The sequence below is a fragment of the Bacteroides graminisolvens genome, assembly GCF_963666085.1.
GTDB classification, from domain to species: domain Bacteria; phylum Bacteroidota; class Bacteroidia; order Bacteroidales; family Bacteroidaceae; genus Bacteroides; species Bacteroides graminisolvens.
Genome location: NZ_OY762556.1, coordinates 2,534,237 through 2,553,008, shown reverse-complemented (window position 1 = coordinate 2,553,008; position 18,772 = coordinate 2,534,237). Strand labels below are relative to the sequence as shown.

Here is an 18,772-nt window from a genome sequence, read left to right as displayed (position 1 = left end):
ATCGGATTATTTCGAGAGGCAAAAGTACACAAATTTTCTGAATCGGAAAGAACAGGCCTTGTACATTTCGGTGCGTTGATAACTTGTTAATAACAAACAAGGGGAATTATGATGCATATCTCAAAAAAAACACTAATTTTGCACTTATGAAAGAATTATCACAGCACATAGAGACATTACTATTGGAGAATGATTGTGTAATCATTCCCGGATTCGGCGGCTTTGTGGCGCACTATGCATCTGCCCAATGGGTGGAGGAAGAGTGCATCTACCTGCCCCCTACCCGGAACATCGGCTTCAATCCGCAACTCAAAATGAATGACGGATTGTTGGTGCAGTCATACATGGCTGTGCACGATACCAATTTCTCTGATGCGCAAAGGATAATCGACAAGGAGATTCAAGAACTGATTTCAACACTGCACGAAGAAGGTCGCGCGGACTTACCCAATGTGGGCGAACTGCATTTCACCATTCACGGCACGTATGAGTTCACTCCTTTCAACAATAAGATTACAACTCCGTCTTTATATGGCTTGGATGCCGTATCCATTACTCCGCTGAAGCAGAAAAGCAAGGTGGCCGACCGCAAGCCGGTGGTCAGCTATAACACTTCGGCCGATAAGAATACGTACAACATCAGCATCAACCGTACTTTTGTGCGTCATGCAGCAGCTGTGGCAGCCGCCATCGTGATGTTCTTTATGCTTTCTGTTCCTGTTGAAAACACGGAAATCAGAAACGAGAACTACGCTCAGCTGATGCCATCCGAACTGTTTGCCAGCATAGAAAAGCAATCGGTTACCACTGCGTTGGTGGGCAACACTGAAAAGGTTGTTACCGGTAAGGCAGCAGCAGGCTCAACAGCACACAAAACGGTTTCCAAAGCAGTGAAGCCTAAAACGGTAAAAGAGGTAACGGTTCCTGCCGTACCTAAGGTTACCAAGGAAACGGAAACAGCAGCGGTTAAGGCTAAAGCTGAAGTTCAGGAAATAAAAGCTAATTCTTCTGATTATCACATCATTATAGCAAGCAGCATCGGACAAAAAGATGCCGAGTCTCTTGCCGAAAAGCTAAAGGCTAAAGGATACAAAAATGCTCGGGTGCTGAAAGGCAGCAGCGTGATTCGTGTGAGCATTGACAGCTACGGCAACCGTGAAGAGGCAGGCAAAAAGCTGTCTCAGGTTAGGCAAAACGATGAGTTTGCCACTGCATGGGTGTTGACTCCTGCCAATAAGTAAGAAGATACAACTAAAAGTTTAAGAATGAAAAGAGTTCTTTGTCCCAAATGTGAGAATTACCTGTCTTTTGATGAAACAAAATATACCGAAGGGCAATCTTTGGTGTTTGTGTGTGAACATTGCGGCAAGCAGTTCAGCATACGCTTGGGCAAAAGTAAAGTAAAGGCGGTACGCAAAGAGGAAGACCTCAGTGAGGAATTAACCGACGAGGGTTTTGGAAGCATTGTGGTAATTGCCAATGTGTTTGGATTCAAACAGGTAATACCGCTTGCGGAAGGTGATAATGTAATAGGTCGTCGCTGTGTAGGCACGGTAGTCAACACTCCTATTGAAACGGGAGACATGAGTATGGACAGACGCCATTGCATCATCAACGTGAAACGAAACAAGGCCGGGAAACTGGTTTATACGCTCAGAGATGCGCCGAGTCTGACAGGTACGTTCCTGCACAATGAGGTTCTGGGAGATAAAGACAGGATGCGCATTGAAGATGGCGCTATCATGACGCTGGGGGCTACATCGATTATTCTGAAAGCCGGAAAATAAATGTTATCTACATAATTAATAAGCACACTTAGTATTAGAGAGGGAAAAAGGGCTGCACTCGTTAAGAATGCAGCCCTTTTCATTTATGCTTATTTCTCAGGAATTAGAGAATGCTCTTTACTGTTTCAAGCATACCGTTTGCCTGAATTGAATCCAGGTTGGCTTTGATAGCAGCAGTCAGCCCCGGAACATTGTTCAGGTTCTCACCCCAGATGAACTCAGCTCCCAGCACGCCTTCGGCTACGGTCTGTGTACAGCCGCTTGCCCAAAGTTGAGTAAGCAAGTCCATGATTTCAGGAGCGTCATTGGGAACAATGGCAGCACCGTCGGCACGAACACCGCCTTTGTAGTAAGTGATGATAGCTGCCAATCCTAATACAAGGCCTTTAGGCAATTCACCCTTACGTTCGAGGTATGTTTTCAAACCGGGAAGGTCACGTGTTTCGTATTTGGGGAATGAGTTCAGCATGATGCTTGTTACGGCGTGGTCAACAAACGGGTTGTTGAAGCGTTCCAATACATCTTTTGCAAACTGATTCAACTCGTCTTTCGGCAAGTTCAATGTTTCCATCAACTCATCGAACATCACTTTGTTGATGTACTGTCCTACCACTTCGTGGTTGCAGGCATCACGCACAATGTTTACCCCTGAAAGGTATGCAACGGGTGACAACACGGTGTGAGGGCCGTTAAGCAAGGTTACCTTACGTTCGTGGTAAGGAGCTTCAGAAGGTACGAACAATACGTTCAAACCGGCTTTATCAGCAGGGAATTCTTTAGAAACTTCCTGAGGAGCTTCGATAACCCACAAGTGGAAGATCTCTGCTTGTACTACCAAGTTGTCATCATACTGAAGTTTTTCTTTGATAGCATCGATGTCTTTGCGGGGGAAGCCCGGTACGATACGGTCAACCAACGTTGCATAAACGCCGCAAGCTTCTTCAAACCATGTTTTGAATTCGGCACCGAGGTTCCAAAGTTCAATGTACTGGTAGATGGTTTCTTTCAGTTTGTGACCGTTAAGGAAGATCAACTCGCATGGGAAGATGATAAGTCCCTTGCTCTTGTCGCCATTAAAGGTTTTGAAACGATGGTAAAGCAACTGAGTTAGCTTGCCCGGATAAGAAGATGCAGGAGCATCATCGAGCTTGCAAGAAGGATCGAAAGCGATACCTGCCTCTGTTGTATTTGAAATAACGAAACGCATTTCAGGTTGTTCGGCCAGTTTCATGAACTCAGCGTTCTGAGAATATGGGTTGAGTGAACGACTGATAACGTCAATCATGGTAAGGCTGTTAACTACCTCACCTTTATCAAGTCCCTGAAGATTCACGTGGTACAGATTGTCCTGCGCATTCAACATGTCAACCATACCTTTGTCAATAGGTTGTACTACTACAACGCTGCTGTTAAAGTCGGTTTTTTCATTCATGTTGTAAACGATCCAGTCAACAAACGCACGAAGAAAGTTACCTTCGCCAAACTGAATGATGCGTTCGGGACGCTGTACTTTCACGGCTGTTTCTTTGTTTAAAGCTTTCATTCTAATTGCAATTTATAAAATATTTATAATCAGTATTTTAATCAAATTCAAAATAATAATCGATATTCTCTTTCATCAGAATATCAATGGGCATAAACCTCGCAGATAAGACGTTTTGCTTGAACACTACGTACTCACACAAAGCTCTGATTCCGCGATATCCCTGCAAGCCGGGACGCTGCCCGATGAGGTATTTCACATAGCCCGCTTTCATGAGGTCTGTGTTTTTATCCAGCAAGTCATAACCAATCAGGGCTTCCATCTTCCGACCACTTTCGCGCAGGAAATTACCGACTTGGTAAACTCTGGAGTTAAACACAATGCCCAGCTCTGCATCCGGATGATTCTTGAAAAAGTTCTCGAGGGCTTCGTAATCTGTGGTTGTATTGTCTTTGTTCAAAACAAATTCAAGCACTCTTACTTGCGGAAAACTTTCGTTGATGTACTGCATGAAACCCTCCATGCGGCGAATCATCTGTATCTCGGCGGGATTGTCTTTTCCATTCACTAAGAAAAGAACCAGCTTCTGCCCTTCCCGATAGCTCTGCATCAGCAATTTGGCAGCTATGTACCCGCTCATGTGCGAGTCTTGCCCGATGTATTTCAACGCACGGGCACCTTCTATGTTTAAATCAACAAAGATGTAGGGTACCTTGCGCGTTTGCAAAACAGCTGCAAGCTCTGTCGTTTCTTTCTCGAAATTAGGCGCTATGAGTGCGGCATCAATCTCCATGTTTCGCAAGGCGTCACAACCCTTGCTATAAGATGATTCATGGGCATGCACATAGTAAATGAATTCCACACTTACATTAAAAGGACGCAGTTCGAGGGCTGCTTTTTCAATGCCCTGGGCAACGGAATGCCAATAATCTCCTTCCTGATGGGCGGGGATCAAACAGGCTATCTGATACCTTTTTTTGGCTGCCAAACCAATAGCAAACATATTGGGATGGTAATCAATCTCTTTCAAAACTTTCTGCACTTTTTTCAAAGTGGCCTCAGAAACTTCGCCTCTGTTATGCATCACACGGTCAACTGTTCCGGCCGAAACTCCGGCTATACGTGCAATGTCTTTAATGGTGTAATTCTTCTTATCCATGTGTTTTTACGCCTCGTATTAAGGTCAGTATAAGATTTTTTTCGCATATTTGTTCTTTGAAGGGCAAATACGCAAAGCGTTTAAATATTATAAAATTTCCCGCAAATATACGAATAATTTTGGTTTGCCAAGTAAAACTTCTATTTTTGTGTTCGATAACGGTTAATAAAAGTAAAAGGTCTAAAAGACCTATTTGGCTTATTACCAATGTAATACCGGCAGATACTAATTAAGTAACAATTATATACTTTTAAAGCGCAATAAAATGAAGAATTTCATGGATGAGAATTTCTTGCTGCAAACAGAAACTGCACAGAAATTGTATCACGGGCATGCTGCTAAAATGCCGATCATTGATTATCACTGTCACCTTATTCCTAAAATGGTTGCGGATGATCATAAGTTCAAATCATTAACGGAGATATGGCTTGGAGGCGACCATTATAAATGGCGTGCCATGCGTACCAACGGAATTGATGAGCGCTATTGTACAGGAACGGACACAACCGACTGGGAAAAATTTGAAAAATGGGCGGAAACGGTGCCTTACACCATGAGAAACCCGTTGTATCACTGGACTCACCTGGAGCTGAAAACGGCTTTCGGCATTGATAAGATTTTGAATCCGAAAACAGCACGTGAAATCTTTGATGAGTGTAACGAGAAGCTGGCTAAACCGGAGTATTCGGCTCGTGGCATGATGCGTCGCTACAACGTTGAAGCGGTTTGCACAACCGATGATCCCATCGATTCTCTGGAGTATCACATTCAGACTCGCGAGAGTGGTTTCGAAGTGAAAATGCTTCCTACCTGGAGACCCGACAAGGCAATGGCGGTTGAGGTGCCTGCTGATTTCAAAGCGTACATGGAGAAGTTGTCTGAGGTAAGCGGGGTAACCATCTCGAACTTCGACGACATGATTGCTGCATTGCACAAACGTCACGACTTCTTCGCTGAGCAGGGCTGTAAATTGTCTGATCACGGTATTGAGGAGTTCTATGCTGAAGATTATACGGATGCTGAGATCAAAGCGATTTTCAACAAGGTGTACAGCGGCAGCGAACTGACCAAGGAAGAGATTCTGAAATTCAAATCGGCTATGCTGATTGTATTCGGCGAAATGGATGCTGATAAGGGATGGACACAACAGTTCCACTACGGTGCCATTCGTAACAACAACACCAAGATGTTCAAATTACTGGGACCGGATACCGGTTTCGATTCGATCGGTGAATTTACTACTGCCAAAGCAATGGCTAAGTATCTCGATAAGCTGAACAGCAGAGGCAAGCTGACTAAAACGATTTTGTACAACCTGAACCCTTCTGCCAACGAGGTTATTGCTACTATGTTGGGTAACTTCCAGGACGGAACGGTAGCCGGAAAGATTCAATTCGGTTCGGGATGGTGGTTCCTCGATCAGAAAGACGGTATGGAGAAACAAATGAATTCTCTGTCGGTACTGGGTCTGCTAAGCCGCTTCGTAGGTATGCTTACCGACTCTCGCTCATTCCTTTCTTATCCTCGCCACGAATATTTCCGCAGAACATTGTGTAACCTGGTAGGTCGCGATGTTGAGAACGGTGAGATTCCTTACGCTGAGATTGAAAGGGTGAACCAGATGATTGAAGACATCAGCTACAACAACGCCAAGAACTTCTTTCAATTTTAAATAGCACTGAGCAAACTTTTGCTATACAGAAATGGCTGCTTATCGGGTGATAGGCAGCCATTCTTTTATGGTTGAATCGGGTAATAATCACCTGAATCGTTTCTTCTTGAAATAAGGGTATGTTACCAGCAGGAAGAAGATAAGTGATAACACGGCCATGGCCAGACAGAAACGGTAAAGTACCGGAAGTGATTCGGGTATCTGTGCCGTTGTGTAGCAGGCAATGGCTATACCGATGGAGATGCCGGTTTCCCACGACAATAGATGCATGGTATTGGCAGTGCCGCGCTGACAATGTTGTGACAGTTTCACAAACATAAGCAGAAACTCGGGGGTAACCAAACCCATACCGATACCCAGCAAAACAGCACCGGGAGCAGTGGTTGATCCTGCAACGGGAAAAGCCAGCAATGCTGTAGCCAGAATCATCACAACCAGTCCGCTGATAATCTGCCTCAGGAAGTTGTCTTCTTTGAAAAGCAGTTTCAGAAATACAGCCGAGATGAAAAAGCCGGTTCCGACCACGGCAAAGAACGGAATGCTATATCCCATCAGAACCACGCATTTATACGTATCGGGTACCAACGTGATCAGCACACTGGGAATCAGTGCAATGAGAATCATGTTAAGCATGGGTATCCATCCGCGTCCCAGTAAAAAGCGGTCTGTTGTGCACAGCTTCGAACCGATAGGTGCACGAAAAGGCACATACAGCATGTTAATCAGCAAAATGCCCACTCCTCCTACCGCAGCCGACAGATAAACCACTTCATCAAATCCGCGGTACATGAAAATGGCAATGCCGGCAGCAACTCCCATCATCATGCCAAAGCGGGAAGTCCACCCGAAAACCACATTACTGGCGCTTCGCTTACCCGGATTGGTAAGGTCTATTGCCAGAGTAATGCTGGTGGTGGTAGCCAACCCGAATGATATTCCGTGAATAAGACACAGCAACATAAACTCTACGGGAGTTTGCACAAACAAGCAGGCAGCGTTAACCAACAGCATGATGGCAAACGATAACAAGCAAATGTGTTTACGCTTATAGGTATCCATCAGGTAACTGTAGAACGGACCTGCCAGAAACATTCCCGCCGTAAGCAGCACAAATATGCTACCTGTAAAAGCGAGTGAAACACCCAAGCGTCCCGCCATGACCACAGGTAACATGGGAAGTAACATGTAGCGGGAAATAAACAACAAAAAATTACCTAAACAAATTTGCAGATAGCTCGAAGAAAGCAGTCCGCTAGTATTGCTCTTTCTCATTTGGGAAATCGGAATCTTTTACGTCTGTTACATATTGTTGAATCGCATCGGTCATGATGGTATGCAAATCGGCATAGCGGCGCAAAAAGCGCGGACTGAAACCTTTACTCATACCCAGCATGTCCTGAACAACCAGTACCTGACCGTCGACCTTGCCTCCGGCACCAATACCGATCACCGGAATGGTAAGCTCTTTGGCTACGCGTTCGGCTAGTGAGGCCGGAATCTTTTCGAGTACCAGGGCAAAGCAACCTGCTTCTTCCAACAAATGGGCATCGCTAAGTAGCTTTTCAGCTTCAGCCTCATCTTTGGCACGCACGGTGTAAGTGCCGTACTTGTTGATGGATTGAGGCATGAGTCCGAGGTGTCCCATGATGGGTATTCCGGCACATAAAATTCGCTTAACGGTTTCGATGATTTCTTCTCCGCCCTCCAATTTCAAAGCATCGGCATGGCTCTCTTTCATGATTCTGATAGCAGAAGCCAATCCCTCTTTGGAGTTTCCCTGATAAGAACCAAACGGCATGTCAACCACCACCATCGCTCTATTCACCGCACGAACAACCGATTTACCGTGATAGATCATCTGATCCAGCGTGATAGGTAAAGTCGTTACATTACCGGCCATCACATTAGAAGCTGAATCGCCTACGAGGATCACATCCATTCCGGCGCCATCAACTATCTTGGCCATTGTGTAGTCGTATGCTGTTAGCATCGATATCTTTTCGCCTCTTTCTTTCATCTCAATGAGGCGATGAGTTGTCACTTTGCGGGTATCGTCTGAAATATAACCAGCCATAATATTTGAAATTAATAATTAAAAATTGGCTGCAAAGTTATAGCTTTCGGGTGGAACGAAGAAATATTTCTCTATATTTTGGTCTCTGCCCGGAAAGGTTATTCATGAAAAGGTATTCTGTGCGAAAACCCCTATGACAGGAAATCTCTTCCATCAATCACCTTTTGGACGGGAACGGAATATAAAACGAAGAGATTGATCGTACATCACATAATTCCATATCCAATTGATTAATACCATCAATTTGTTCTTTACTCCCAAGATGGAACGCAAATGCACCAACAACCAAACCGCCCAGGCCACAAATCCCTGAAGCTTTATCTTTTTAATATCGGCCACTGCTTTGTTGCGGCCAACAGTAGCCAATGATCCTTTGTCCTTGTACTTGAAAGGAGTCAGTGCACCACCCTTCTCCACCTGCATCAGGTTCTTGGCCAACAGTTCGCCTTGCTGAATAGCCACAGGCGCCACTTGCGGATAGCCATTGGGGAAGTCGGGCTCGGTTTGCATACAGATATCACCAATGGCAAAGAGATTGCTGTGTCCTTTCAACTGATTGAATTCATTCACTACTAACCTACCCGCACGTGCCAGACAATCGTCTGCTATGCCTCCGAAACGTTCTGCCGTAACCCCGCTCACCCAAATCAGCGTATTCGTAGCAATGGTTTGCGCGTCGCTCATAATCACCTTACCATCTACATAATCGGTTACATGTTTCTCGGTAATGATGCATACTCCCATCTCCGCGAGGAACTTATAGACATGAGCCGATGCTTCCTCAGACATGACATTCAGCAAGCGGGAGGATCCTTCGATGAGGTAAATATTCACTTCGTGATCTGCCAAATCGGGATAATCTTTGGGGATGATGTAACGCTTCATCTCGGAAAGGGCTCCAGCTATTTCCACACCCGTAGCTCCACCGCCCACAATCACAATGTTGAGCAGGGCTTGCTTCTGATCTGCATCGGTACAATCGAGCGCTCTCTCCAAATTATAGAGAAGTGTATTTCGCAGAGTGAGGGCTTCTTCCACACTCTTCATGGGCAGGGCTGCCTTGCGGATGTTTTCGTTACCAAAGAAATTGGTGGTAGTGCCCGCCGCAATGACCAGGTAGTCATACGACAAAGTTCCTATGGGTGTTTCAATATAGTTTTGGTCACTCACAATTCGGGTGACTGCCGCCATACGAAAATAGAAGTTTCTTTTCTTACTGAAGTTCTTTCTGAAAGGAAAGGAAATGGAACTGGGTTCTAATCCTGCCGAAGCAACCTGGTATAACAGGGGCTGAAACTGGTGGTAATTGTGCCTGTCGACCAACACTACCTGAAAATGATCGCCACAAAGTTTATCGGCCAGAGCCAGACCGGCAAAGCCGCCTCCTATTATCACCACTCTCTTTTGAGAGGTACGAGGTATCTTTATTGTATCCATTTGTTTTTATTATCAAATAATACAAAAAAAACACCTCGCTAAAGAGCTTGTTCAGCCTTTAAACATAAATAACAGAAAAATTTCCGTTATTGGTTATGTTTGGAATATGAACATAGCATTTGGAAGTCTATTCCTGTGAAATCACTGAGCACATGATGGCATTTGCCGGCAATCGCTTCACGCGGATTGGTGGTTGCCAGTCCGATAACCGTTGCCCCCGACGACATGCCTGCCTGCAGTCCGTGAAAAGAGTCTTCGAACACAAACGTATGGGCGGGAACAGCATCAAACAGCTTCATGCCTAGCAAGAAACATTCGGGATTGGGTTTGGATTCGGTAAACATGTCGGCCGTGATAATGCGGTCGAATCTTTCGGTTAACCGGGGATGAGCCTTATACACATTCGCCATTTTCTTTTCATTGGAGCTGGTCACAACGGCTATTTTAACTCCGTTGACTTTTAAATCATCCAAGAAAGCTTCCACACCGGGGATGTAATTGAACTGCATATTCGTCTCAAACGTATCCAGATCGATACGGATTTGCTGTTGCACATCGGTCATGCCGGCAAAATGATTGTCGTATATCTGAGTCAGCGTTTGCCCTTTGATTCTGCGACCAAAATCTTTCTCACCCAAGTATTGGTAGCCTTGCTCATCCCAGAAGATGGTGTACTGCCCTTCGGTATCCATAATCACTCCATCAAAATCAAACAAAGCAGCTATTATTGTATTTCTATCCATATTATTTACCATTAGAATCTAAAAAAATATAAAATTATTCGGTTATGTGAGGCGCAAAGTTCCGAATAATCATTGGATGAGACAAATATTTGCTACCTTTGGCAACTTAAAAAAACGTAAAAGAAAACGCATGGCGCAAAACAACGACCCGCATACACTTGGTACAGAAAGCATAGGTAAACTACTGCTTCAATACTCTATTCCGGCTATTATTGGTATGACAGTAACCTCTATCTATCATATCATTGACAGCATCTTTATAGGACATGGAGTGGGACCAATGGCCATATCGGGTTTAGCCATCACTTTTCCGTTTATGAACCTGGTTATGGCCTTCTGCACGCTGGTTGCCGGAGGCGGTGCTGCTCTTTCATCCATCAGTTTGGGAAGAAAAGATATGAACGGAGCTACCCATATTCTGGGCAATACGCTGATGCTTTGCATCATCAATGCAGTAGCCTTCGGGAGTATGGCTTATATTTTTCTGGATGATATTCTTCTTTTTTTCGGTGCCAGTGAAATGACCCTGCCCTATGCCCGGGATTTCATGAAGGTTATCTTAATAGGTACGCCAATTTCTTATATAATGATTGGGCTCAATAACGTAATGCGTGCCACAGGCTATCCCAAGAAAGCCATGCTTACATCGATGGTAACTGTTTTGGGAAATATTATCCTGGCTCCTATCTTTATATTCTATTTTGAATGGGGCATTCAGGGAGCGGCGACGGCTACCGTCATAGCGCAATCAATCGGGATGGTTTGGGTACTGAAGCATTTCACCTGTTCGCAGAGTTATGTGCATCTCACCCGCAACTTCTGGAAAGTTGATTTAGGTATTGTGGGACGGATATTCTCCATCGGCATGGCACCTTTCCTCATGAATCTGTGTACCTGTGCCATTGTTATTGTTATCAACGTGAGTTTGCAAAAGCACGGCGGCGACATGGCCATAGGTGCGTATGGCATTATCAACCGGCTGATGACTGTTTTTGTGATGACGGTTATGGGACTTACCATGGGACTGCAACCCATTATCGGTTATAACTTCGGTGCCAAAAACATGAAACGGGTAAAGCAGGCACTTCGTTTGGGAATTATAAGCGGAGTATCTATTACCACTACCGGATTTCTGATCTGTGAGCTGTTTCCACACGCAGTTTCGGCCATGTTCACCAACAGTGGCGAATTAATAGGTATGGCATCAGAAGGCATCCGCATCACCATCATGCTCTTCCCCTTTGTGGGCTGTCAGATTGTTATTTCCAACTTCTTTCAAAGCATCGGCAAGGCAAAAGTCAGCATTTTCCTTTCATTGTCCCGGCAATTGGTTTACCTGCTTCCTTTCTTACTCATATTACCCAGACAATATGGCGTTACCGGTGTGTGGGCAAGTATGCCGGCATCCGACTTCTTCGCCTTTTTCACAGCCGTAATCTGTTTGATCATCTATTTCAAGAAACTATCCCATTCAGACCATTTAAAAGGATTCACAGAACAAACTTTCCATTAAGGTAATTATTTCAATAGAAATGTAAACTTTATCTTTGCATTTCGTTTTATAAAACAATTTATATGAAGAAGAATAAGACTTTTCTCCTATCCCTCTTCTCCCTACTATTCATGTACGGCTGTGACTTAATTGACTATCATCCTTACGACGTAGACATATCGGGCGAAACGGGTATCAACGCCAAAAACATGGCCAAAATAGAATCCAACTGCAAAGGAAAAACAACCATGAAGTTTGCAGTTATGGGTGATTCGCAACGGTGGTATGACGAGACGGAAGAATTCGTGAAACACATTAACCGTCGAAACGATATTGACTTTGTCATTCACGGGGGCGACGTCAGTGACTTTGGTATAACCAAGGAGTTTTTGTGGCAACGTGACATCCTGAACGGTCTCAAATTCCCATACGTAGTTATCATCGGCAATCACGATGTACTGGGAACCGGTGAAGAGGTTTACACCAAAGTGTTTGGTGAGGACAACTTTTCATTCATTGCCGGTAACGTAAAGTTTGTCTGCCTCAACACCAATGCTATTGAGTATGATTATTCGCACCCGGTGCCCGACTTCGATTTCATTGAGAACGCACTAGCCGACCGGAAGGATGAATACAGTAAAACGGTTTTCTCCATGCACGTTCGTCCGCTGGTCTACGAATTCAATAACAACGTAGCCAAAGTATTTCACCGATACGTTAAGGAAGCACCCGGCATTCAGTTTTGCACGGCCGCACATGAGCATCACCTCACGGCAGAAGCCATATTTGAAGACGACATCATGTACTACGGAAGTGACAGCATGAACCATCGCAGTTATTTAGTATTCACCATTAATCCCGAAGGATATGAATATGAAGTGGTTTATTTTTAACCTGCTGTTTTTAAGCGGATGTGCTTTTGTAACACCAAGCTTACAAGCGCAGGAAACTAAATACGACCGACGGATGCACCGCTACCGCAAGCAGTGGGAAAACCTGATACCCACTCACCTGAAACTGCAATATGCAGGTAATATGGGAGCTGTTTCCGTAGGAACCGGATGGGATTATGGCAAAAGAAATCAATGGGAAACGGATGTATACTTGGGTTTCTTACCTAAAAACTCGTCGAAAAGAGCCAAGATGACCATGACGCTGAAACAAAACTACATGCCGTGGAGCTGGTCTGTCAACGACAAACTATCCATAGAGCCACTGGCGTGCGGACTGTACATGAACACCATTTTCGGTGATGAGTTTTGGGCGGAGGAGCCCGAACGTTACCCCAACGGGTATTACGGCTTTTCAACCAAGATACGTTTCCACGCCTATGTGGGGCAACGGTTCACCATTAATATAAATCCCAAGCAAAGATTTTCTGCTAAAGAAATCACTTTCTTTTATGAACTAAGCACCAGTGATTTGTACATAGCCAGTGCCGTGGGCAACAGTTATCTAAAGCCCAAAGACTACCTGAGTTTGTCGTTCGGAGTGAAGCTACAGCTATTTTAATTGAAAGGAGGAGGTTTCTGCAAACAAATGCAAATGCTATGTTGTTTGTATTGATATAATAGTTAGATAATATGATTGAACAACTACTGCCTAACCCGCTGTTCCGAAATGTATCGGCCGGTGAGTTGTGGAAAAACTTTGAGGGGCTGACGTATAAAGTTAAGAACTATACTAAAGGTGAGATTCTGGCGCACCAGGGTGACGTGTGCAACAAACTGGTTATCCTGACCAAAGGAAGCGTGAGGGGTGAAATGATTGACGAATCGGGACGCCTGATTAAGATAGAAGATATTGCAGCTCCCAGAGCATTGGCACCACTGTTTCTTTTCGGTGCAGCCAACCGTTTTCCGGTTGAGGTAACGGCCAATGAAAACACCGAAGCAATCATCATTCCCAAAGAGAGTGTCATCAAACTCTTTGCACGCAACGAAGCGTTTTTGGAGAACTACATGAATATGTCGGCCAATTACGCACAAACGCTGTCGGAAAAACTCTTCTTCATGTCATTCAAAACCATCCGTCAAAAGCTGGCTTCTTACTTTCTGCGGCTGTCGGCCACTCAGGGAAGCCAGATACTATTAGATCGATCACAACAGGAACTGGCTGATTACTTCGGCATTTCCCGTCCGTCACTGGCACGGGAAGTTTCGCACATGCAAGACGACGGATTGATTAAAGCCGACCGCAAACAGATAACGATTCTGAATAAGGAAAAGCTGAAAATTCTTATCCGATAGAAAAAAAAACAGAGCTTGTAACATTGGTTACAGAATTAGGTACATTGACTGCCGTACCTTTGCCATACAAATTAAAAGTAAACGAATTAAATAATCACTTAATACGTAATAATTATGAGTATGTTCTGTTATCAATGTCAGGAAGCCTCAAAAGGAATAGGCTGTACAATCAGCGGAGTATGTGGTAAAACTCCCGAAGTAGCCAATATGCAAGATCTTCTTCTCTTCGTGGTCAGAGGGGTTGCAGTTTACAATCAGGAACTCCGTAAAGAAGGAAAAGCATCTGCCGAAGCCGACAAGTTTGTGTTCGACGGACTGTTTACGACTATTACCAACGCTAACTTTGACAATGCTGCCATCATAGCCAAGATTAAAAGCGGATTGGAACTGAGAAATCGTTTGGCACAGCAAGTAACTATAGCCAACGCACCCGACGAATGTACCTGGAACGGTTCGGAAGCCGAATTTGAAGCCAAATCAAAAACCGTAGGTGTATTACGTAACGAAAACGAAGACATCCGCTCACTGAAAGAATTGGTTCATTACGGAATCAAAGGAATGGCTGCTTACGTGGAACATGCTTATAACCTCGATTCAAAAGATCCTGAGATATACAGCTTCATGCAACATGCATTGGCTGAAATTACCCGCAACGATATTTCAGTAGAAGACCTTATTGCCCTGACACTTGAAACAGGCAGGGTTGGTGTGGCAGCTATGGCACAGCTCGATGCAGCCAACACCGGCCACTTCGGTAATCCGGAACTATCAGAAGTAAACATCGGAGTAAGAAACAACCCCGGTATCCTGATTAGCGGTCACGACCTGAAAGACTTGGAAGAACTGTTGCAACAAACAGAAGGCACCGGCATTGACGTTTACACGCACAGCGAAATGCTTCCTGCTCACTACTATCCGCATCTGAAGAAATACAAACACCTGGCCGGTAACTACGGTAACGCCTGGTGGAAACAAAAAGAAGAATTTGAAAGCTTCAACGGCCCTATCCTCTTTACAACCAACTGCATTGTACCTCCTACCTCAAAGGCAACTTACAAAGACCGCATCTACACAACAGGTGCATCGGGTCTCGACGGAGCCATTCACATTGCAGAACGTAAAGATGGTCAGCCCAAAGATTTCTCTATCATCATTGAGCATGCTAAACGTTGCCAGCCACCGGTAGAAATCGAAAGCGGCACCATCGTAGGCGGGTTTGCTCATGCACAGGTATTGGCCTTGGCCGACAAGGTTGTTGACGCAGTGAAGAGCGGAGCTATCAGCAAGTTCTTTGTGATGGCAGGTTGCGACGGACGCATGAAGAGCCGCAGCTACTACACCGAGTTTGCCGAGAAATTACCTAAAGACACCGTTATTCTGACAGCCGGTTGCGCGAAGTATCGCTACAACAAACTGCCTTTGGGCGAAATCAACGGCATTCCACGCGTACTCGACGCCGGTCAGTGCAACGACAGCTATTCACTGGCAGTAATCGCCCTGAAGCTGAAAGAAGTATTCGGATTGGACGACATCAACGACCTGCCCATTGTGTACAACATTGCGTGGTACGAACAAAAAGCGGTTATCGTCTTGTTGGCATTGCTTTACCTGGGTGTGAAGAAAATACACCTCGGCCCTACTCTGCCCGCATTCCTTTCACCCAACGTAGCCAAAGTATTGGTTGAGAACTTCGGAATTGGCGGCATCAGCACAGCAGATGCAGACATCGCTAAGTTCCTTAGCTAAAGAAAAGAAGCAATAGGTTCAGCATAGTTTACCTTGGTGTAAACAGCAGAGAGGGGTGCATGTTTCGTGATGCACCCCTCTTCTGTTTATCCGGTTGGAAAGAATCTATCTTCTTCGAAACTATTTCTGTTCTTCGTGCGGAAGCAATAAATGCAGCACCACACCCACCACGGCAGCCAGTCCGATGCCCGAGAATGAGAAATCACCCCACGTAAACACAGCACCACCAATACCGATGGTCAGTGTCAGCGAGAAGATAATGATGTTACGCGTGCGACTAAAGTCGACACAACTATTTATTAAATTGGCTACACCGGCAGCAGCGATGGTACCAAACAGCAACAACATAATGCCACCCAATACAGCACTCGGAATTGATTTCAGCAAAGCACTCACCTTACCGATAACCGAGAAAATAATACCCGTAAACGCAGCGATACGGATAACCGTAGGGTCAGTAACCTTGGTCAGCGACATAGCCCCGGTTACTTCCGAATAGGTCGTTACGGGAGGGCCACCGAGGAAACCAGCTACAAAACAAGCCAAACCGTCACCCAACAACGTACGGTGCAAACCGGGATCTTTCACAAAATCTTTTCCGGTAACGGTGTTCACTACATACACATCGCCAATGTGCTCAATAACAGGAGCCACAGCTACGGGTATCATAAACAAGATAGGCTCCCATGAAAAAGAAGGAAACTTAAAATCGGGAACGGCAATCCAGGCGGCATCACGGATACCGGTTAAATCGACATCAAAAAAGATTAGAGCTGTAACATAGCCCACAATGATTCCGCAGAAAATAGGAATGATTTTGAGTAACCCTTTGGCTTTAACGGAAACAACAACAGCAGTCAGCAATGATACCAAAGCCAATATCCAGTTTTCACTGGCCATCTTCACACCCGTTCCGGCAAGCGACAAACCAATCAGCATGATGACCGGCCCGATAACTACCGGAGGGAACAAACGATCCAGAAACTTAACGCCCTGCCATTTAACCAGCGCACTCATTAAAAAGTAAACCAATGCAACACCAACCATCCCCGAAAGAGTGCCGGCCAAACCATACAGTTCCGTTGCTTTGATGATGGGTGCTATAAAAGCAAAGCTGCTACCCAAAAAGATGGGGACTTTCCCCTTGGTAACTAAATGAAAAATAAGCGTACCGATACCAGCGGTAAATAAAGCGGTTGAAGGATCTAGTCCTACTAAAAGAGGTACGAGTACAGTAGCCCCAAAAGCCACAAAAAGAAACTGCACTCCCACGATCCCTTTACGCAAAGGAGAAAGGTTGTTTAATTCCATAATTTATATTAAAGAGGTTTTGGGAGTACAAAAGTAATACAATTAACTAATTAAACAATTATTTGGCATAAAAAGGAATAAAAAACTATTTTTTCGTTTGCTCAAAAATGACTACCTTAGCAACGATACTTCAAATTATTAATCTGTTTAAACATACACCATATGCTCTTTTCAGTAGAAAACATGCTTCTCATAGGATCCGTTTTATTAATCATCAGTATCGTTGTAGGGAAAACAGGGTATCGTTTCGGAGTGCCCGCATTACTGCTGTTCCTGTTGGTAGGAATGTTTTTCGGAAGTGACGGTCTGGGGTTACAGTTCAACAACACACATCAGGCTCAGGCCATAGGCATGGTAGCTCTGAGTGTCATCCTGTTCTCGGGCGGTATGGACACCAAAGTAGCCGACATCAAACCTATTATGAGTGCGGGCGTTGTCCTGTCAACGGCAGGCGTGCTGCTCACCGCCTTGTTTACGGGACTGTTTATCTGGATTATATCGGGCATGAGTTTCACCAACATCAGCTTTCCGCTGACCACCTCCCTGCTGCTCGCCGCAACCATGTCGTCAACAGATTCGGCTTCGGTTTTCGGTATCCTGCGGTCGCAGAAGATGAACCTCAAACACAACCTGCGCCCCATGCTCGAGTTAGAGAGCGGAAGTAACGACCCCATGGCCTACATGCTTACCATTGTGCTTATACAGATTATACTATCGGGCAGCATGAATGCCGGAGAGATTGCCGGTAACCTGGCGGTACAGTTCCTGGTGGGTGGTGCCGGAGGATATATTTTGGGAAAGCTCACCGTTCTTTTTCTGAACAAAATCAACATTGATAACCAGTCGCTTTACGCCATACTGCTATTAGGCTGTGTGTTCTTCACCTTCACCATAACCGACCGCCTGCATGGCAACGGTTACCTGGCGGTTTACATTGCCGGCATGGTGGTTGGCAACAAAAAGATTGTGTTCCGCAAAGAAATAGCCACCTTTATGGACGGCATGTCGTGGCTCTTTCAAATCATCATGTTCCTTACGCTGGGACTGCTGGTTAACCCCCATGAAATGCTCAATGTAGCCCTTGTAGCCATACTTGTCGGTGTGTTCCTGATACTGATAGGACGTCCGCTCAGCGTGTTTCTCTGTCTGCTTCCTTTCCGGAAAATCAACTTCAAGTCGAAACTGTTTGTCTCCTGGGTGGGGCTTCGCGGGGCCGTTCCCATTATCTTTGCCACCTACCCCGTTGTGGCCGGTGTGGAAGGTTCAAACAGCATCTTCAACATTGTTTTCTTCATCACCATTGCTTCGCTCGTTGTGCAAGGCACCAGCATCTCATTCTTTGCACGGCTGCTGCACCTCTCCACCCCGCTGCCCCAAACAGGCAATGAATTTGGCGTGGAACTGCCCGAAGAAATAGACAGCAGCCTGTCGGACATGACGGTAACGCCCGAGATGATTGAGCAAGCCGACACTTTAAAGGAGATGAATTTACCACAAGGCACACTGGTTATGATTGTGAAACGAGGCAATGAATTCCTAATCCCCAACGGCAGTTTGAAGTTGCATGTCGGCGATAAACTGTTGCTAATTTCCGAGAAAGAGAAACCATAAAATCAGCT

16 protein-coding genes are annotated in these 18,772 nt (G+C 45.1%); 9 read left to right on the top strand and 7 right to left on the bottom strand.

Features of this window, described 5'->3' with window-relative positions; all coding sequences use genetic code 11:
- Positions 1-146: 146 nt before the first annotated feature.
- Together ACKPCE_RS10755 and ACKPCE_RS10750 are read left to right on the top strand one after the other, a co-directional pair.
- Positions 147-1,241: an HU domain-containing protein gene (locus ACKPCE_RS10755; protein ID WP_319505186.1), complete on the top strand. Its 1,095-nt coding sequence runs from the start codon at positions 147-149 to the stop codon at positions 1,239-1,241.
- Between the two features lie 24 nt (positions 1,242-1,265).
- Positions 1,266-1,787 carry an FHA domain-containing protein gene (locus ACKPCE_RS10750; RefSeq protein ID WP_319505185.1) on the top strand — a complete coding sequence of 174 codons (522 nt, stop codon included), beginning with the start codon at positions 1,266-1,268 and terminating at the stop codon, positions 1,785-1,787.
- A gap of 103 nt (positions 1,788-1,890) precedes the next feature.
- On the opposite strand, the gene ACKPCE_RS10745 is transcribed toward ACKPCE_RS10750, so the two are convergent.
- Both ACKPCE_RS10745 and ACKPCE_RS10740 read right to left on the bottom strand, forming a co-directional pair.
- Complete coding sequence (locus ACKPCE_RS10745; protein ID WP_276990803.1) at positions 1,891-3,330, bottom strand: tagaturonate reductase; 1,440 nt, start codon at positions 3,328-3,330, stop codon at positions 1,891-1,893.
- Positions 3,331-3,367: 37 nt separating this feature from the next.
- Positions 3,368-4,429, bottom strand: a complete 1,062-nt coding sequence (locus tag ACKPCE_RS10740) for a LacI family DNA-binding transcriptional regulator (protein ID WP_319505184.1) — start codon at positions 4,427-4,429, stop codon at positions 3,368-3,370.
- Positions 4,430-4,694: 265 nt separating this feature from the next.
- On the opposite strand from ACKPCE_RS10740, the gene uxaC reads away from it, so the two are divergent.
- The gene (gene uxaC / locus ACKPCE_RS10735) at positions 4,695-6,101 is read left to right on the top strand and encodes a glucuronate isomerase (RefSeq protein WP_319505183.1); all 1,407 of its coding nucleotides are present in this window, start codon (positions 4,695-4,697) and stop codon (positions 6,099-6,101) included.
- A gap of 87 nt (positions 6,102-6,188) precedes the next feature.
- Here uxaC and ACKPCE_RS10730 read toward each other — a convergent pair whose 3' ends face one another.
- The 4 genes from ACKPCE_RS10730 to ACKPCE_RS10715 all read right to left on the bottom strand — a co-directional run bounded on the left by ACKPCE_RS10730 (position 6,189) and on the right by ACKPCE_RS10715 (position 10,355).
- Positions 6,189-7,373 (bottom strand): MFS transporter, encoded by a 1,185-nt coding sequence (locus ACKPCE_RS10730; RefSeq protein ID WP_319505182.1) that lies wholly within the window; start codon positions 7,371-7,373, stop codon positions 6,189-6,191.
- On the bottom strand, positions 7,354-8,175 hold the full coding sequence (gene panB / locus ACKPCE_RS10725) for a 3-methyl-2-oxobutanoate hydroxymethyltransferase (RefSeq protein ID WP_024997005.1): 822 nt from the start codon (positions 8,173-8,175) through the stop codon (positions 7,354-7,356). The genes ACKPCE_RS10730 and panB overlap by 20 nt, the downstream gene beginning before the upstream one ends.
- A gap of 153 nt (positions 8,176-8,328) precedes the next feature.
- Entirely contained in the window at positions 8,329-9,612 is a 1,284-nt protein-coding gene (locus ACKPCE_RS10720; protein WP_319505181.1) for an NAD(P)/FAD-dependent oxidoreductase, read from the bottom strand.
- An 86-nt stretch (positions 9,613-9,698) separates the two neighbouring features.
- The gene (locus ACKPCE_RS10715) at positions 9,699-10,355 is read right to left on the bottom strand and encodes an HAD family hydrolase (protein ID WP_319505180.1); all 657 of its coding nucleotides are present in this window, start codon (positions 10,353-10,355) and stop codon (positions 9,699-9,701) included.
- A gap of 130 nt (positions 10,356-10,485) precedes the next feature.
- Here ACKPCE_RS10715 and ACKPCE_RS10710 point away from each other — a divergent pair, with 130 nt between their 5' ends.
- From ACKPCE_RS10710 to hcp, 5 genes are all read left to right on the top strand, one after another.
- Complete coding sequence (locus tag ACKPCE_RS10710; RefSeq protein ID WP_319505954.1) at positions 10,486-11,868, top strand: MATE family efflux transporter; 1,383 nt, start codon at positions 10,486-10,488, stop codon at positions 11,866-11,868.
- Between the two features lie 62 nt (positions 11,869-11,930).
- On the top strand, positions 11,931-12,740 hold the full coding sequence (locus tag ACKPCE_RS10705; protein WP_319505179.1) for a metallophosphoesterase family protein: 810 nt from the start codon (positions 11,931-11,933) through the stop codon (positions 12,738-12,740).
- Entirely contained in the window at positions 12,715-13,359 is a 645-nt protein-coding gene (locus tag ACKPCE_RS10700; protein WP_319505178.1) for a hypothetical protein, read from the top strand. The genes ACKPCE_RS10705 and ACKPCE_RS10700 overlap by 26 nt, the downstream gene beginning before the upstream one ends.
- Positions 13,360-13,430: 71 nt before the next feature.
- Positions 13,431-14,096 (top strand): Crp/Fnr family transcriptional regulator, encoded by a 666-nt coding sequence (locus ACKPCE_RS10695; RefSeq protein ID WP_319505177.1) that lies wholly within the window; start codon positions 13,431-13,433, stop codon positions 14,094-14,096.
- Between the two features lie 120 nt (positions 14,097-14,216).
- Positions 14,217-15,842 carry a hydroxylamine reductase gene (gene hcp / locus ACKPCE_RS10690; RefSeq protein ID WP_319505953.1) on the top strand — a complete coding sequence of 542 codons (1,626 nt, stop codon included), beginning with the start codon at positions 14,217-14,219 and terminating at the stop codon, positions 15,840-15,842.
- Between the two features lie 120 nt (positions 15,843-15,962).
- Here the strand turns inward: hcp and ACKPCE_RS10685 are convergent, their stop codons facing one another.
- A complete protein-coding gene (locus ACKPCE_RS10685; RefSeq protein ID WP_319505176.1) occupies positions 15,963-17,153 on the bottom strand; it encodes a uracil-xanthine permease family protein in 1,191 nt (396 codons plus the stop codon).
- 162 nt (positions 17,154-17,315) lie between these two features.
- Between ACKPCE_RS10685 and ACKPCE_RS10680 the strand changes: the two genes are divergently transcribed.
- The gene (locus ACKPCE_RS10680) at positions 17,316-18,764 is read left to right on the top strand and encodes a potassium/proton antiporter (protein ID WP_319505175.1); all 1,449 of its coding nucleotides are present in this window, start codon (positions 17,316-17,318) and stop codon (positions 18,762-18,764) included.
- The last annotated feature ends 8 nt before the right edge of the window (positions 18,765-18,772 follow it).

Bases quoted from the DNA above. Each gene is read 5' to 3' on its own strand.
- ACKPCE_RS10755 (WP_319505186.1), top strand. From the start codon at position 147: ATGAAAGAATTATCACAGCACATAGAGACATTACTATTGGAGAATGAT.
- ACKPCE_RS10750 (WP_319505185.1), top strand. From the start codon at position 1,266: ATGAAAAGAGTTCTTTGTCCCAAATGTGAGAATTACCTGTCTTTTGAT.
- ACKPCE_RS10745 (WP_276990803.1), bottom strand. From the start codon at position 3,330: ATGAAAGCTTTAAACAAAGAAACAGCCGTGAAAGTACAGCGTCCCGAA.
- ACKPCE_RS10740 (WP_319505184.1), bottom strand. From the start codon at position 4,429: ATGGATAAGAAGAATTACACCATTAAAGACATTGCACGTATAGCCGGA.
- uxaC (WP_319505183.1), top strand. From the start codon at position 4,695: ATGAAGAATTTCATGGATGAGAATTTCTTGCTGCAAACAGAAACTGCA.
- ACKPCE_RS10730 (WP_319505182.1), bottom strand. From the start codon at position 7,373: ATGAGAAAGAGCAATACTAGCGGACTGCTTTCTTCGAGCTATCTGCAA.
- panB (WP_024997005.1), bottom strand. From the start codon at position 8,175: ATGGCTGGTTATATTTCAGACGATACCCGCAAAGTGACAACTCATCGC.
- ACKPCE_RS10720 (WP_319505181.1), bottom strand. From the start codon at position 9,612: ATGGATACAATAAAGATACCTCGTACCTCTCAAAAGAGAGTGGTGATA.
- ACKPCE_RS10715 (WP_319505180.1), bottom strand. From the start codon at position 10,355: ATGGATAGAAATACAATAATAGCTGCTTTGTTTGATTTTGATGGAGTG.
- ACKPCE_RS10710 (WP_319505954.1), top strand. From the start codon at position 10,486: ATGGCGCAAAACAACGACCCGCATACACTTGGTACAGAAAGCATAGGT.
- ACKPCE_RS10705 (WP_319505179.1), top strand. From the start codon at position 11,931: ATGAAGAAGAATAAGACTTTTCTCCTATCCCTCTTCTCCCTACTATTC.
- ACKPCE_RS10700 (WP_319505178.1), top strand. From the start codon at position 12,715: ATGAATATGAAGTGGTTTATTTTTAACCTGCTGTTTTTAAGCGGATGT.
- ACKPCE_RS10695 (WP_319505177.1), top strand. From the start codon at position 13,431: ATGATTGAACAACTACTGCCTAACCCGCTGTTCCGAAATGTATCGGCC.
- hcp (WP_319505953.1), top strand. From the start codon at position 14,217: ATGTTCTGTTATCAATGTCAGGAAGCCTCAAAAGGAATAGGCTGTACA.
- ACKPCE_RS10685 (WP_319505176.1), bottom strand. From the start codon at position 17,153: ATGGAATTAAACAACCTTTCTCCTTTGCGTAAAGGGATCGTGGGAGTG.
- ACKPCE_RS10680 (WP_319505175.1), top strand. From the start codon at position 17,316: ATGCTCTTTTCAGTAGAAAACATGCTTCTCATAGGATCCGTTTTATTA.